This window comes from Streptomyces sp. A1277, assembly GCF_004795015.1.
Taxonomy (GTDB): Bacteria; Actinomycetota; Actinomycetes; order Streptomycetales; family Streptomycetaceae; genus Streptomyces.
On record NZ_SSBI01000009.1, the window covers coordinates 149,549 to 164,440 of the forward strand.

At 71.4% G+C, this 14,892-nt stretch carries 13 protein-coding genes; 6 read left to right on the forward strand and 7 right to left on the reverse strand.

The window, feature by feature from the left end:
• Nucleotides 1–95 precede the first annotated feature (95 nt).
• The 3 genes from E6R18_RS08850 (at nt 96) to E6R18_RS08860 (ending at nt 2,917) form a co-directional block, all read left to right on the forward strand.
• Complete coding sequence (locus tag E6R18_RS08850; protein WP_136316291.1) at nt 96–845, forward strand: alpha/beta fold hydrolase; 750 nt, start codon at nt 96–98, stop codon at nt 843–845.
• Nucleotides 846–855: 10 nt separating this feature from the next.
• Nucleotides 856–2,094 (forward strand): macrolide family glycosyltransferase, encoded by a 1,239-nt coding sequence (locus tag E6R18_RS08855; protein ID WP_136316292.1) that lies wholly within the window; start codon nt 856–858, stop codon nt 2,092–2,094.
• Nucleotides 2,095–2,182: 88 nt separating this feature from the next.
• Nucleotides 2,183–2,917, forward strand: a complete 735-nt coding sequence (locus E6R18_RS08860) for an FkbM family methyltransferase (protein ID WP_136316293.1) — start codon at nt 2,183–2,185, stop codon at nt 2,915–2,917.
• Nucleotides 2,918–3,006: 89 nt separating this feature from the next.
• Here the strand turns inward: E6R18_RS08860 and E6R18_RS08865 are convergent, their stop codons facing one another.
• Nucleotides 3,007–4,623 (reverse strand): beta-N-acetylhexosaminidase, encoded by a 1,617-nt coding sequence (locus E6R18_RS08865; RefSeq protein ID WP_240799658.1) that lies wholly within the window; start codon nt 4,621–4,623, stop codon nt 3,007–3,009.
• Between the two features lie 515 nt (nt 4,624–5,138).
• On the opposite strand from E6R18_RS08865, the gene E6R18_RS08870 reads away from it, so the two are divergent.
• Entirely contained in the window at nt 5,139–5,804 is a 666-nt protein-coding gene (locus tag E6R18_RS08870; protein ID WP_240799659.1) for a PAS domain-containing protein, read from the forward strand.
• Between the two features lie 48 nt (nt 5,805–5,852).
• On the opposite strand, the gene E6R18_RS08875 is transcribed toward E6R18_RS08870, so the two are convergent.
• Complete coding sequence (locus E6R18_RS08875) at nt 5,853–7,061, reverse strand: macrolide family glycosyltransferase (RefSeq protein WP_240799660.1); 1,209 nt, start codon at nt 7,059–7,061, stop codon at nt 5,853–5,855.
• Nucleotides 7,062–7,256: 195 nt separating this feature from the next.
• Here E6R18_RS08875 and E6R18_RS08880 point away from each other — a divergent pair, with 195 nt between their 5' ends.
• Complete coding sequence (locus tag E6R18_RS08880) at nt 7,257–7,907, forward strand: class I SAM-dependent methyltransferase (RefSeq protein WP_136316295.1); 651 nt, start codon at nt 7,257–7,259, stop codon at nt 7,905–7,907.
• Nucleotides 7,908–7,933: 26 nt separating this feature from the next.
• Nucleotides 7,934–8,794, forward strand: coding sequence for a 1,4-dihydroxy-6-naphthoate synthase (locus tag E6R18_RS08885; protein ID WP_136316296.1), 861 nt, complete (start codon nt 7,934–7,936; stop codon nt 8,792–8,794).
• A 48-nt stretch (nt 8,795–8,842) separates the two neighbouring features.
• Here E6R18_RS08885 and E6R18_RS08890 read toward each other — a convergent pair whose 3' ends face one another.
• The 5 genes from E6R18_RS08890 to E6R18_RS08910 form a co-directional block, all read right to left on the reverse strand.
• Complete coding sequence (locus E6R18_RS08890) at nt 8,843–10,102, reverse strand: macrolide family glycosyltransferase (protein ID WP_136316297.1); 1,260 nt, start codon at nt 10,100–10,102, stop codon at nt 8,843–8,845.
• Nucleotides 10,089–11,129: a Gfo/Idh/MocA family oxidoreductase gene (locus E6R18_RS08895; protein ID WP_136316298.1), complete on the reverse strand. Its 1,041-nt coding sequence runs from the start codon at nt 11,127–11,129 to the stop codon at nt 10,089–10,091. Before E6R18_RS08895 ends, E6R18_RS08890 begins: the two co-directional genes overlap by 14 nt.
• 90 nt (nt 11,130–11,219) lie before the next feature.
• A complete protein-coding gene (gene rfbH, locus E6R18_RS08900; protein ID WP_136316299.1) occupies nt 11,220–12,530 on the reverse strand; it encodes a lipopolysaccharide biosynthesis protein RfbH in 1,311 nt (436 codons plus the stop codon).
• A 27-nt stretch (nt 12,531–12,557) separates the two neighbouring features.
• Nucleotides 12,558–13,532, reverse strand: coding sequence for an NAD-dependent epimerase/dehydratase family protein (locus tag E6R18_RS08905; protein ID WP_240799661.1), 975 nt, complete (start codon nt 13,530–13,532; stop codon nt 12,558–12,560).
• Nucleotides 13,533–13,725: 193 nt separating this feature from the next.
• The coding region (locus tag E6R18_RS08910) for an alpha/beta fold hydrolase (RefSeq protein WP_136316300.1) at nt 13,726–14,892 on the reverse strand (1,167 nt) is incomplete at its 5' end.

Consider the following 14,892-nt stretch of genomic DNA (forward strand, 5'->3'; position numbering starts at 1 on the left):
TCTCCTTGGGTTTCAGCGGTCGACGTCAGAGGTGCCCCCCGGCACTCCCGGCTGTCGGCCGCGTTCGCGACCTGACGGCGGCCGAAGGGGCCAGCATGATCGACACCGATTTGTGGATGCGGCGGTACTTCCCGAGTGGGGAGGCGAAGGTCCAGTTGGTCTGCCTGCCCCACGCGGGCGGCTCGGCCTCCTTCTTCCGGCCGGTGGCGCAGGCACTGCGTCCCCGGGTCGAAGTCCTGGCCGTGCAGTACCCGGGCCGTCAGGACAGGCGCCACGAGGCGCTGATCGACGATCTGGGCGCTCTGGCGGACCAGGTGTGCGAGGCCGTCGCCGCGACGGTCGACCGCCCCTTCGCGTTCTTCGGGCACAGCATGGGCTCGACGCTGGCGTTCGAGGTCACCCGGCGCCTCGAAGCCCGGGGGACCTTCCCGCTGCGCCTGTTCGTCTCGGCCCGGCGGGCTCCGTCGGCGCACCGGGACGAGCAGGTGCACCTGCGCGACGACGAGGGGCTGATCTCGGACGTGCGCGCGCTCAGCGGCACGAGCCAGCAGGTCTTCGGCGACGAGGAGCTGATGCGGATGGTGCTGCCGGCCATCCGGGGCGACTACCGCGCCGCGGAGACCTACCGGTACACGCCCGGCCCACGGCTGCGCTGCCCGGTCACCGCGCTGACCGGTGACAGCGACCCCAAGGCGACGATCGCGGAGGTCGAGGCTTGGCGCGGGCACACGGACGGCGACTTCGACCTGAGGACGTACTCCGGCGGCCACTTCTACCTGCTCGACCACACCGCGCAGGTCCTGCGGCTGATCGGCGACCAGCTCGCGGAGCCGGCCCTGCGATGACGGAGGAGTCATGACAACACGGCACGTCGCGATCTTCATGTTCCCCGGCTACGGGCACGTGAACCCGACGCTGGAGATCAGCCGCTGCCTCATCGCGCTGGGCCACCGGGTCACCTACGTCGTGGACGAGAAGTTCGCCGGCCGGGTGACCGCCGTCGGCGCCGGGGCGGTCTGCTACAGCTCGCAGCGCAGCCGGCTCGGTGAGGGGACCGTGACGGGTGAGGACATCGGCGCCCTGGGCCTGACGTTCCTGCGCGAGTCGATGGACGTGATCCTGCCGCGGACCCTGGAGGCGTTCGAGGACGACGTCCCCGACCTGGTCCTGTACGACCTGGAGAGCTTCTTCACCGCGCGTACGGCAGCCGGGCGGTGGGGCCGCCCCACCGTGCAGCTGTTCCCGTACGTCGCCGCCAACGAGCACTACGCGCTGTCGTACGAGGTGTTCGACGGGGCGAGCGAGAGCCTGCAGAAGTGCCTGGACCTGCTCATGGAGCATCTCGCCGCCGAGGACACCGGTCCGGAGACCGCGGCGGCGTTCCTGGCCAACTTCGACTCCCGCAACGTGGTGTTGCTGCCGAAGTCGTTCCAGCCGCTGGCCGAGACGTTCGACGACCGCTACACCTTCACCGGGCACAGCCTCCCGGCCGACCGTCCCGGGACGGGCTCCTGGCAACGTCCTCCGGGGGACGGTCCGGTGGCCCTGATCACGCTGGGCACCGAGGTGAACGACCAGCCCGGCTTCTTCGCGGACTGCGCGAAGGCGTTCGACGGGAGCGACTGGCACCTGGTCATGGCGGTCGGGCCGGGCAATCTGCCGGTCTGCCGGGCCGCCACCGGGGGCGTCGCGAACATCGAGTTGCACGAGTGGCTGGCGTTCAACACCGTGCTGCCGCACGCGTCGGCCGTGGTGTGCCATGCCGGCATCAGCACGATGCTGGAGGCGATCTCGTTCGGCAAGCCGCTGGTGATCATCACGTACACGCCGGAGGACCGGGTCAACGGCCGGCGCACCGAGGAACTCGGCCTGGGTGTCGCCCTGCCCGGCCATGAACTGAGCGCCGAGCGACTGCGCGAAGCGGTCGAGACCGTCGCGCACTCCGACCACATCCGCCGGCAGGTCGCCCGGACGCGTACCGAGATGCTGGCGGCGGGCGGCCCGGCCCGGGCCGCCCGGCTCATCGACGGCTGGCTCGCCGAGCCGGCCCGGCAGCCGGCTTGGGCCGCCGCATTCCGGGAGGCGGAGGCGTAGGCACGTACGCCGTCGCGGCCTCGTAACCGAACAGCGCGCCAAAATCCCCCCACCCCAACAATTGTCCAGACCGAACACTGGAGCATCCATGACGGAGCTTGTTGAACTGGGTGGAGATCTCAAGGTCTACACGCAGAGCCCCATCGAAGCGCAATACATGTACGATGAAATTTTTCGCCAGGGCTGCTACGACGGGCTGGAACTCGGTGACGCGCCCACGGTTCTCGACGCCGGCGGCAACATCGGGATGTTCGCCCTGTACATCAAGAGCAGATATCCGGACGCGGATGTGCATTCCTTCGAACCGATGCCGAACAACATCGCGCTCTTCCGGAAGAACGTCGAGCTGCACGGCCTCGGCAACGTGACGCTGCACGAGACCGCCCTCGGCAGCGCCCCGGAATCCGGCGTCGAGTTCTCGTTCTTCCCGCTGCTCCCGGCGAACTCGACCCGCTATCCGGAAATCAAGGAAGGGCCGAAGGCCCAGATGGCCGAGCAGCACCAGGGCCTGGCCGAGGAGTTCTACACGGCGGAGAAGGTGACCGTCGACGTCGAGCGGCTCGCCGCCTTCATCCCCCGGGACGGGGACATCGCTCTGCTCAAGGTGGACGTGGAGGGCGCCGAGCCCGATGTGCTCCTCGGCATCGACGCGTCCCAGTGGCCGCGCATCCAGCGGGTGATCGCCGAGGTCTGCGACCTCGACGGCCAGCTGGAGCGGGTCTGCGACATCCTGCGCGGCAACGGCTTCGACGTCACGCCGGAGCGGGCACCGCTCACCGAGGCGGCGGACCAGTACTACATGGTCCGGGCCGTACGCGCCTGAGCCGAAGCGCCGAGTCCGGCACGCCACAACGGCACCGCCCGGCCGCATCGCTGCGGCCGGGCGGTGCCGTTCCCCGGGGAGCCGGATTCTCAGCTCCCCATCGGCCAGTCGATCTCGGGCGACGGGTAGTAGTCCACCCGTGCCTCGCGCAGCCGCGGTCCCTGCGCCGCGAGGCGCGGTTCGAAGGTCTTCCAGTCGTGCGAGGACGCCTTCGCCCAGCCGACCTCGGCGACCGACAGGAGCCGGGGGAAGGCCAGGTTCTCCATCTGGTGGATGCCGAACACGGTCTCGGTGAACATCGTCGCCTCGACCCCGCCCACGGCGGACGCCGGCAGCCCTTCGAGCTGGCCCTCCGGGTCCCAGTCGTAGGACCGCTGCACCGAGGTGGGACCGGCCCACGTCTGGCCCAGCGGGTACTCGGGATAGGTGTCCGTGTACTTCTGGTCGAGGTAGGTGTACATCGCCGGCGCCATGATGACCTTGCTGCCCGCCTTGGCGGAGGCGATGATCTGGTCCTCGTTGATGCCGGGGACCCAGAACTCGGTCAGCGAGTCCTTCGCGGGCAGCGAACCGGCCGCCTCCATCCAGCCCATCGGCTTCTTGCCGTGCTTCTCCAGCAGCTTGGCGATCTTGGCGAAGTAGGTGTCCAGCTGTTCCTTGGTCCGCCCGAAGGTCTCGTCGCCGCCGACGGCGAAGTACGGGCTCGGGCTGAGCGCCGCGACCTCGCCTATGACGTCGTCCATGAACTCATAGGTGGCCGGGTTCTCCAGGCACAGCACGCCCTCGTCGCTCTTGGGGTAGCCGACGTACGGCTCGATGGGCTTGCCGTCGCAGGTCAGCTTCGGGTACGAGGCCAGGGCCGCGTGGGTGTGGTCGGGGCCGTCGATCTCGGGGATCACCGTGACGCCGCGCGCCTGCGCGTACTGCACGATGCCCTTGTAGTCCTCCTGGGTGTAGAAGCCCCCGCCCTGGTCACCCGCGCCGGACTCGGCGCCTGCCTTGGTCAGCTCCGGCCAGGACTTGATCTCGATGCGCCAGCCCTGGTCGTCGGTGAGGTGCAGGCGCAGGTAGTTGACCTTGTAGCGGGCGACCGAGTCGATGTACTTCTCGACGTCGGCCTTCGGCAGGAAGTGCCGGCCCACATCGAGCATCGCGCCCCGGTACGCGTAGCGCGGCGCGTCGTCGATGGTGCCGCCCTGGACGCGCCACGGGCCGGGCATCTGCTGCTTGCGCTCCACCTTCACCGGCAGCAGCTGGCGCAGCGTGGCCACGCCGTTGAAGAGGCCCGAACGGTCGTCGGCCTCGATGGTGATGGCGTCGCGGCCGACGTCGAGCCGGTACCCCTCCTTCTTGGTCACCGCGTTCTTCCCGCCGAGCGCCAGCACGATGCCGTGCGGCTTCGCCCCGGCGGGCACGTTGCGCACCTTCAGCGGATAGCCGGTGGGAACCCGCAGCAGGCCGGCGAGGAAGTCAGCGGCGTCCTTCGCGTCGGACGAACTCCCGGTCGCGTAGATCGCGTCGTTCCGGTTCAGGTCGAAGGCGACGCCCTTGGCGGTGCGGATGCTGACCGGCTGCGGCACCACGGAGGTAAGCGGAACGGCCCCCTGCACGGTGGACACCGCCGGGTTCGGGCTGCTTGCCGAGACCGCCGCGGAGGACAGCGTCACCGTCAGCGCCATCACGACCCCGGTGACGGACAGCCTCACGCCCCGGCTGCGCCAGGGGCTCGATGGACTTGCACTCACTCTCATCTGTAACCGCGTTTCCCGTCGAAGTGGCTTGGCCCAACAAGGTTCAAGCTTTGGTCAACATCGGCTAGCGGAACCCCTAGTGTTCCCGTCCGGGCCGGCGGAACCACCGCTAGGAGAGTCCCTACGGATCGCCTCCCGCCCGGCTCCCGGCGGTCGCTTCCCCGTACCGTCGACCTTCACGAAGGTCCGCCCTCCGGGACGAACCGGATATCGCGCGAGTCATACACGACCAGGACTGCAGCGATATCCGGCCATGCGCTCCTAGGCTGCAGAGCGCTCGCCGATACACACAAATCGGGGAAGGTGTGGCGGACATGTTCCATGCGGAGACCAGCACAAGGAGCGATTTTCCACAGACGGCGGGGGACATTTCCGTCACTGCGCGAAGACTCCCTCATACCGTCGACGAACTGTTCGACGCCGAATCGTCCCTGTTCACAGCGGAGATCCGGAGCGACGAATACAGCGCCGTGGTCCTTTCGCTGTTCGAACGCTCGGGAGTCGGTCTCGCGATCCTCGATCCGACCCTGCGCATACGGTCCGTCAACAACGCGTTCAGCACGCAGTGCGGACGCTATCCGGACGATATATGCGACCGGAGTTTCGCCGAGTTCCTCCACCCGAGCGTGCGCCAGTACGTGCTGCGCCAGTTCGGCCGGCTCGTCCAGGAACACCACGCCCCGGTCGTCAGCCGCTCCATCGCCATGTGGTTCCACGACACCGCGGTCTCCGGCAAGCTCGCCGCGTTCCCGGTGCGGGACGACAGCGGCAGGGTCAAGATGATCATGGCACAGTTCACCCCGGAGGAGCCGGCCGACGACCGCCAGGAGCTCGTGGGGTCGCAGCGGAAGCTGACGGCCCTCACCGCGAAGGTCCTGGAGGGGGTCGCGGCCGGGGACCCGACCGTGCGCCTCGCGGCCAAGCTCTTCCTCAGCCGCCAGGGCGTCGAGTACCACGTGAGCATCCTGCTGCGGCAGTTCAAGGTGCCCAACCGCACCGCGCTCGCGGCGAAGGCGTACTCGATGGGCATGTTCAGCATCGGCTGCTGGCCGCCCAAGATCCTCCCCGAGTACATTCGCCCCGACCGCCAGGGAACCGACCGCACGCGCGGCGCGCGGCAGGACGGCAGCGACTGACCGGCGCCCGGGACGAACCCCGTACCGGGGGTGGCCCCGCGCCGGACGTCACCCGCGCGCGGCCACCTTCTCCACGTAGTCCGCCGCGAGCACCGGCCCGTCGACCGCCCGCATCGCCCGGCTCAGCGCACCGACCCGCTCGCGCGTGTGCCCGTCCCGCACGATGCGGTCCACCTCGGAGCGCACCCGCTCCCCGGTCGCCTCGGCCTGCGGCAGGTGCACGCCGAGTCCCAGCTCCTGGAGCCGGTCGGCGACGAGCCGCTGCTCGGGCATGTGCGGCACCGCGACCACGGGCGTCCCGAAGTACATCGCCTCCATCACGCTGTTCATCCCGGCGTGCGACACGAACGCGTCCGCGTGCTCCAGCACGGCCAGTTGAGGCACCCAGCGGTGCAGCTGGACGTTGTCCGGCACCGCCGGCAGGTCGTCGCTGTCGGCCAGCGCGCCCGCCGAGAGGACCACCTGCCAGTCGCTGTCCGCGAAGGCGTCCGCCCAGGTGCGCAGGGCGTCCTTCTGGTGGTCGAAGCTGAAGCTGCCCATCGACACCAGGAGCAGCGGGCGGCCGTCGCCCGGCGGCTTCCAGGCGGTGTCCTGGGACCGGTCGCCGAGACACGCGCCGATGAAGGCGAACCTCTCGTCGAAGGTCTCCTCGGCGGGCTGGAACCGCCTCGGCAGGAACACCAGGTTGGCGTCGTCGGCCGCCGCGTTGAACTCCTCCAGCGTGACGTCCCCGAGGCCGTGATCGCTCAGCAGCTTCCCCTGCTTCACGAAGAAGTCGATCAGCGCGGGGTGCTCCCGGTCGATCTCGTCCGCGTACAGCGCACCGATCTGCTGGGTCAGCGAGTAGTGCTCGTTGGAGGCGAAGGTCGCGAACAGCTCGATCGCGGGCCGCCGCCACTTGCGGGCCAGCACCCGCCCGGCGGCGAAGGTGCTGACGTCGTACAGCAGCACATCGGGCAGGTCGTCGCCGAACCCGGCCTCGTAGACCGGGACGGTGGCGATGGCCTCGTCGATGGAGCGGACCGGCTCGCGCACGAGGTAGTCCGCGTCCACCCGGTCGGGCAGTTTGCGCGAGGCGAGCCAGGACTCGTACTCCAGCACCTTCGCGCCGGCGGCGGCGGCCAGCGGAGCGAAGCGCGCGTTGGTCGCGAAGGTCACGCGGTGGCCACGGCGCACGAGCTCCGAGACGACCGGGAGCGTCGTGTTGATGTGACCGAACGCGGGGAACGGCAGAAACGCCACGTGGTACGACGACATGAGCAGCAGCTTGCCAGCGGCGGCGCCGGTGGCCGCCCGCACCGGCCCAACACTGGGCCTTTCACCAGTCCGTTGCTGCAGTTCTCCGTGGAGTTCGGGAGAACACCTGGTGTCCGGCCGTCGGTGTGGTTCCGCGCGCGGGCTCCGTGCTCCCGTGGGTCCGATGACCCGTTCCCGAGAAGAGAGCGAGATGCCGTGATCCACCCAGTAGATTACGCCGACGCAACGGAGCTCCACCGGCACGAGCGCGACCCCGGGCTGGACGTCTTCTCCCGCGGATGGCCCGACCAGGCCCCCGACACGGTCTGCGGCTGGGGCTCCAGCGAGCCGCACACCCAGCTGGTCCGCAAGGGACTGCGCACCATCATCGACACGTACGGCGTGCAGACGCTCAACGACGCCGGCTGCGGCGACCTGGCGTGGATGAGCACGATGGACCTCGACGGCGTCGACTACATCGGCTACGACGTCCACGAGCGCGCCACCTGGCCCGAGCTGCGGCGGCGCGGCTACCGGCTGGAGGTCGTCGACATCACGTCGACCGTGCTGCGCCGGGCCGATCTGCTGATCTGCCGCGATGTGTTCATCCACCTGCCCAACGACATGGTCCTGCCCGCGCTGGAGCGGTTCCGCGGCTCCTGCCGGTACCTGCTCACCACGAGCTACGCCGGCGACCCCGTGCCGGAGCAGGGCGCCTTCTCCAACTACGCGCGGGTCTCCGAGCCGAGCCTGCGGCACGCGAAGCTCGACCTGACCCTGCCGCCGTTCGGTCTCGGACAGCCGCTGGACCTCATCCCCGAGAACTCCCCCAACAAGTACCTCGGCCTCTGGGACCTGACCCGATAGCCGCTCCGCCGAAGGACATGAATGTCATGGCAAGCCCTCTGGACCTCGCCCACTCGCCCTGCCCCAACGACACGTTCGTCTTCCATGCGTGGACGGCTGGGCTGCTGCCCGGGGCGCCCTCCCCGAAGGTCACCATCGCCGACATCGACGTCACCAACGGGATGGCGGCGAGGGGCGAGCTGGACGTACTGAAGATCTCGTACGGGGCGCTGCCGTACGTCCTGGACCGCTACGCGCTGCTGCCCTGCGGCGGCGCGCTCGGCCACGGCTGCGGCCCGCTGCTGCTCACCCGTACCGCCCGCGCGCCCGGAGACCTCGCCGGGCGCGTCGTCGCGATCCCCACCGAGCGCTCCACCGCCTACCTGCTGTTCCGGCTCTGGGCCCGGCAGGTCCTGCCGGGGCGGGAGATACGCACCGTGGTGATGCCGTTCGACCGGATCATGCCGGCCGTCAGGGACGGCGAGGTGGACGCGGGCCTGGTCATCCACGAGGCCCGGTTCACGTTCCACGCGTACGGTCTGCACCGCCTCGTCGACCTCGGCGAGGCATGGGAGGAGCAGACCGGGCTCCCCATCCCGCTCGGCGCGATCGTCGCCCGCCGCGATCTGGGTCCCGAACGGCTCACGGCCGTCGCCGAGGCCGTCCGCGCCTCCGTCCGGCACGCCTGGGCCGACCCCGAGGCGTCCCGGGACCATGTGCAGGCGCACGCGCGGGAGATCGCCCCCGAAGTGCAGAAGCAGCACATCGAGCTGTACGTCAACGAGTACACCGAGGATCTCGGCCCGGACGGTCTCGCCGCGGTCCGTGTCCTGCTGGACCGGGCCGTGGAGGCGGGGGCCGTCCCCTCCTTCCCGCCCGGCGCGCTCGACCCGGTGGGCGCCGCGTAAGAGGGGAGCAGCCCCGGGCGCCCGCCCGGGGCTGCTCCCCTTCAGCCGTCAGACGGCCGCGATGGTCCGGGCGGCCATGACGGCCTCCAGGCGGTCCGCCACCGCGGCGGCGCCCGGCGCCGTGCGCACCTGCCGGCCCAGCTCCGCCACCCTGCTCCGCATTCCGGCGTCGCCGGCGATGGCCTCGACGGCGGACAGCAGGGTGTCCGCGTCGAGCTCGGCGGGGCTGAGCGAGCGGCCCACGCCGAGGTCGACGACCTGCTGCGCGATGGCCACCTGGTCCTGCTGCTGGGGCACCACCACCACCGGGACGCCCTGGTGGAACGCTTCCATCAGGCTTCCGGTCCCGCCCTGGCAGACGAACGCGGTGGCGTGCTCCAGCACCGCCAGGTGCGGCAGCCACGACCATGCCTCGACGTTGGGCGGCAGCGGCCCGACGTCCGCCGGTGCCATCCCGCTGCCGAGGGTCATCACGACGTGCCACGGGGTGCCGGCGAACGCTTCGGCGCAGCGCTGGAAGAAGTGGGGGCGGCAGTTGACCGAGGTGCCGAGCGAGACCAGCACCACCGGCGGGGCGCCGGGCGGGGGCGACCACGTGCCCGCGAAGTCCGCCGCGCGCAGGCAGGGCCCCGCGAACAGGTAGTCGTCGCCGAACGTCTCCCCCTTGATCTGGAACTCCCGGACGACGAACGAGATGTTGACGGCGACGTCGTCGCCGCCGGCCATCCGCTCGGCGAACAGGTCGGCGACGCCGGCCGCTTCGACGCGGGCGGTCAGCTCTGCGGCCAGGTCGATCAGCAGGGGATCGCCCGGGTCCACCGGGGCGTGCGCGGGATCGGCCTCGGTCCCGTTCTGCGGAACCTGCTCGTTGGTGCCGAAGCCGGCGTAGGTGCGCACCATGGGCACCCGGTACCGCCGGCTCACCGCGGCCGCCGTGTCGGAGGCGAGCGCGTCGTGCACGACCAGGTGGGGCGGGTCATCGGCGGCCGCCCGCAGCGCCACCTCCAGGGGCGCGTAGCTCTCCCTGAGGAAGGCCACCAGCATGGACGTCGCGGTCTCGTGGGAGGTGATCGTCTGCGGGAAGTCCGAGGTGTAGGACACGACGCGTGCCCCGGTGGCCTCGACGGCGGCCGCGTACCGTTCGGAGACCACGTAGGTGACGCGGTGGCCGCGCCGCACCAGCTCCTCGACCATGCCGAGGCCGGCCTTGAGGTGTCCGAACGAGGGGAAGCCCAGCCACAGCACGTGCCGTCCGGGCTGCTCGGGGGTGGGGACGCCGAGGGGGCCGGCGGGTCTAGCAGGGGTCATGGTTACTCCTCGTCCCGGCCGGTGCGAGCCGGTCGCGGGCAGATGTCTCGGGGATGCCGGCCAGCTTCAGGACCGATTCGAGCAGCGCGGCCTGGCGGACGGCGTCGGCGGCGTGCGGGGCGCGCGCCGCCGGATCGGCGCAGGCCCCGGCGAAGGCGGAGACCGCGCGCAGGAACTGGTCGGCGGCCGGCAGCGTCAGCTCTTCGGTGTGCTGTCCCCGGCTCACCCGCAGCCCGGGCTGCTTGTCGGGGGGCGGGGTGAAGGCCCAGTCGACCTCGATCCGTCCCTCGCTGCCCCAGAGCGCGTAGGTGTTGCGGTAGGCGTGGTCCAGGCCGAAGTCGCACTGGGCGGTGAGGCCCGCGCCGTCGGCGAGCAGCACCGATCCGGTCATGTCGCAGCCGCCGTCCTCCTCGTACCCGAGCCGGGCGCCGAGGACTTCGATGTCGGCGCCGAGGAAGAGCTGGGCGGCGCGGACCGGGTAGCAGCCGGTCTCGCGGAGCGCTCCGCCGTCCAGTGCGCGGCTGTAGCGGATGAGCTCCCGGTCGGCTCGCGGGATGCCGAAGGAGGCGGTGAAGACCCGGGGGGTGCCGATGGCGCCCTCGGCGACCAGTGCGCGGACCCGTTCGTGCTGGGTGTGGTGGAGGAAGGCGAAGTTCTCCATGAAGGCCAGGCCCCGCTCCCGCGCGGTGCGGGCCAGGTCGGAGGCGGCCTCGGCGCTCGCGGTGAGCGACTTCTCCACCAGGACGTGCTTGCCGGCCAGCAGGGCCGCGTGCGCCCACTGCTCGTGCAGCGCGTTGGGCAGGGGGATGTAGACCGCCTGGACGTCCTCGCGCGCGAGCAGTCGCTCGTATCCGGTCACCGCGTCGCAGCCGAAGCGGTCGGCGAACGTGCGCGCCTTGTCGGGCGTGCGGCTGGCCACCGCCACCAGCCGCAGCCCAGGGCAGCCGAGCAGGGCCGGGATCGTGCGGCGCCAGGCGATGTCGGCGGCGCCCAGGACTCCGATGCCCGTCGGTTCGGCGTCAGACACGGCGTCTCCCGCGTACGGGAAAGGTGTGTGGCGTTGACTCCATGGTGTCCCTCTTCTTGCGGACCGCAGCAGTGCGCGAGCCCGGCCGGCTCAGCGGTGCTTGGCGACGAACTCGCGGATGGAGGCGACCATGTAGTCGGTCATCTCGGCGGTGATGCCCGGGTACACGCCGATCCAGAAGGTCCGTTCCATGATGATGTCGCTGTTCTCGAGACCGCCGCTGATCCGGTGCTCCACGTCGAGGTAGGCGGGGTGGCGCACGAGGTTGCCGGCGAACAGCAGCCGGGTGCCGATGCGCCGGGCGTTGAGGAAGTCGACCAGCTCGGCGCGGCTGAAGGGGGCGTCCTCGGTCAGGGTGAGGACGAAGGCGAACCAGCTCGGGTCGCTGCCGGGGGTGGCCTCGGGCAGCAGCAGCCCGGGCACGCCCTCCAGTCCGTCGCGCAGCCGCTTCCAGTTGCGCTTGCGGGCGGCGGTGAAGTCGTCGATCCTGCTGAGCTGGCTCAGGCCGAGCGCGGCCTGGAGGTCGGTCGACTTCAGGTTGTAACCGATGTGCGAGAAGATGTACTTGTGGTCGTAGCCGTGCGGCAGATCACCCATCTGGTACGTGAAGCGCTTGAGGCACTTGTTGTCCTCGCCCGGCTCGCACCAGCAGTCACGGCCCCAGTCGCGCATCGACTCGGTGATGCGGGCCAGCTCCACACTGTTGGAGAGCACGCATCCGCCCTCGCCCATCGCGAGGTGGTGGGCCGGGTAGAAGCTGACGGTGGCGTAGTCCCCGAACGTGCCGGTCTTGCGGCCCTGGTAGGTCGACATCAGGGCGTCGCAGTTGTCCTCGACCAGGAACAGCCCCCGGTCCTCGGCCAGTTGGGCTATCTCGGTGGCCTCGAAGGGGTTGCCGAGGGTGTGCGCCATCATGATGGCCTTGGTGCGAGGGCCGATCGCCGCCTCGACCCGTTCCAGCGTCGTGTTGTACGTGCCGAGGTCCACGTCGACGAAGACCGGCACCAGACCGCACTGCACGATGGGGTTCACGGTGGTGGGCCAGCCGGCGGCGACGGTGATCACCTCGTCGCCGGGGCGCAGTCGGCGGTCCTCCAGTTCCGGCACGGTGAGCGAGGCCAGCGCCAGCAGGTTGGCGGACGAGCCCGAGTTGGTCAGGTGGGCCTTGCGGACGCCGACCGCCTTGGCGAACTTCCGCTCGAAGCGCAGCGCGGTGGCCCCGGAGGCGATCCGCATCTGGAGCGCGTGCTCCACCAGCGTGGCGCGGTCGTCCTCGTCCAGGACCGCTCCGGCCGGGAGGATCGGGGTGACTCCCGGGACGAATTCCTGCCCGGAGGCTTCCTGGTCCCGGTGGTACTTGCGGGTCAGTTCGATGATGGACTGCACGTCGGCGTCGTTCATGGATGCCCTCCTCGTCCGCTGCGGTGGTCAGATGTGGTGTCGTGGCGTGGGTACGGGGACGCGGAGGCTGCCCCACAGGGCGTGCAGCGCCTCCGTCACGGTGCGGGCCGGGGCCCAGCCGAACTCCCGCCGCGCCAGGCCGATGTCCAGGGGCCGGTCGCCGGCTCCGGCGTCGCGGCGTACGGCGGTTGCCGGGCCGCGCACGGTCTCCGGGGCCGGTCCGTCCGCGCCGGCGATCCGGATCAGCTCGTCCACCGTGTCGGCCAGCCGGGCGAGGGCGCCCGAGCCGATGTTGACGATGGGCGGCAGCCGGTCCGCGCGCGCCGCGCACAGCACGGCGTCGGCCACGTCCCGGACGTCGACCAGTTCCCGGCGTACGCCGTCGAGCGGTGGCAGCCGCACCTCGGCGGGGTGCTCGGCGAGCTGCCGGGCGAGTCCGCCGAGCAGGCTGTCGCCCGGGGTGAACGGGCCGAGCGCGATCGGAATCCTCAGCACGGTCGCGCTCACCCGCCCCAGCGCGGCGGCGCGGACGACGACCCGGGTGCCGGCGAGCTTGGTCTGCGCGTACCGGCCGACGGGGCGGCCCGGCAGCGTCTCCGTCAGCTTCTTGCCGGGGTGCGCGCCGTATTCGTACGCGGAGCCGATGTGCACGAGCCGCACCGGTTCCGGCAGCGCCGCGACGGCGTCGACCAGCCGCTCGACCAGGGTCACGTTGCCCTCGGTCAGCTGGTCGTCGGTGACGTTCCACAGGGCGCCCGCCGCGTTCACGACCAGGTCGGGCCGCAGGGCGGCGAGTGCGCCGGCCAGCTCCGCGGGGTCGCCGCGGCTGAGGTCCAGGGCCACCGGGCGACAGCCCTCGGGCAGTCCTCCGGCGCGGCGGGCGACGGCGGCCACGGGGCGGCCGGCGTCGCGCAGCGCGGCGCACACGTTGCGGCCGACGAAGCCGCCGGCGCCGAGCACCACGGCGGTCGGCCGCCGGTCCGCGGAACCCACTGGGTCCATCAACGACTCCCGGATGTCTGGTCCGTTGGGGCGACGGCCCGGCCGGGCGGTCGTCACTGCCGCCACTATCCACGCGACCCGGGGATGCACACAGCCGCGGCGGGGCCATGCACCCAATCTCTGGGTGTTTCCCCCGATGCGGCGCGCGGCCCGGCCCCCACCGGGGACCGGGCCGCGCGCCGGAGCGTCGGCGTCAGGAGGCCGGGGGGACCGGCTGCTCCCGTATCCAGCGGTCGACGGTTTCGGCGGTGGTGTGGGCCAGGTCCTCCATCATCGTGAAGTGGTTGCCGGGCACGTCCACGACGCGGTCCGCCTCGCTCCACCCCGTCTGCCACTTCTCGGGAGCCAGGCCCTCGCCGCCGGGCATCGGCTCCCCGGCCCGTGCGAGCAGCACCGGCGAGTCGAGCTTGCCCGGCCGCCAGCCGCCCAGCAGGTTGAAGTACCAGCTCATCGCGGACAGCCGGGCGGCGTCCATCCGCGCGAAGCCGGCCTCCCGTTCGAACATGCCGCCGAGCAGCTGGTCCTCGAACTGGCCGAGCGAGTCGTCCCCCGGCACATAGGTGTCGACCAGCACGACCCCGGCCGGGGACCGGCCCTCCTGTTCCAGCCGGGCGGCCGTCGCGTAGGCGAGGACGCCACCGGAGGAGGAGCCGAGCAGCGCGAAGGGCGCGTCCCCGACCTGCTCGCGCACCGTCCGCGCCAGCAGTGCGACCAGCGCGTCCTCGGTCGCCGGCAGCGCCTCACCGGCCGCGAATCCGGGCACCGCGAGGGCGATGACGTCCCGTACGTCACGGAACGCCGAGGCGAACCGCGCGTACTGGTGCACACCGGCGAGCGCGACCTGCGAGCTGAAGCAGACCAGCCGGACCGGTTCGGCGCCCTTGGCCAGCCGGACCGAGGTGGGGGCCCCGTCCACCTCGTCGGCGTCCGCGAACGTGGGCCGCAGCCGGGCGACGCTCTGCAGCAGCTCGAAGCCCTCGCGCAGCCTGCGCTCCTCGCAGGCGCGGCGGAACAGCCTGCCGATGGTCTCGTCCGTGTCGGGGGCGGCGACGGGCGCCACCTCCGCTCCGTCCGCCGCACCCTGCGGCGCCGTGCCGAGCAGGGTGTCCAGATGGCCGGCCAGGTCGAGGGGCGTGGCGTGGTCGAAGGCGACGGTGGCCGGCAGCCGCAGCTCGGTCGCGGCCGCCACCGCGTTGCGCAGCTCCACCGAGGTCAGGGAGTCCAGGCCCAGTTCGAGGAACGGCTGCTCGGGCTCGACCGCCTCGGCCGACGCGTGTCCGAGTACGGCGGCGGTGGCACCGCGCACCAGGTCGAGCACGGCGTCCCGGCGGGCCGCTCCGCTCAGCGCGCGCAGCCGGGG

Excerpts from the sequence above, each read along its gene's own strand:
- E6R18_RS08905 (WP_240799661.1), bottom strand. The coding sequence starts at position 13,532 with ATGGACCCAGTGGGTTCCGCGGACCGGCGGCCGACCGCCGTGGTGCTC.
- E6R18_RS08860 (WP_136316293.1), top strand. The coding sequence starts at position 2,183 with ATGACGGAGCTTGTTGAACTGGGTGGAGATCTCAAGGTCTACACGCAG.
- E6R18_RS08850 (WP_136316291.1), top strand. The coding sequence starts at position 96 with ATGATCGACACCGATTTGTGGATGCGGCGGTACTTCCCGAGTGGGGAG.
- E6R18_RS08885 (WP_136316296.1), top strand. The coding sequence starts at position 7,934 with ATGGCAAGCCCTCTGGACCTCGCCCACTCGCCCTGCCCCAACGACACG.
- E6R18_RS08855 (WP_136316292.1), top strand. The coding sequence starts at position 856 with ATGACAACACGGCACGTCGCGATCTTCATGTTCCCCGGCTACGGGCAC.
- rfbH (WP_136316299.1), bottom strand. The coding sequence starts at position 12,530 with ATGAACGACGCCGACGTGCAGTCCATCATCGAACTGACCCGCAAGTAC.
- E6R18_RS08890 (WP_136316297.1), bottom strand. The coding sequence starts at position 10,102 with ATGACCCCTGCTAGACCCGCCGGCCCCCTCGGCGTCCCCACCCCCGAG.
- E6R18_RS08875 (WP_240799660.1), bottom strand. The coding sequence starts at position 7,061 with ATGTCGTCGTACCACGTGGCGTTTCTGCCGTTCCCCGCGTTCGGTCAC.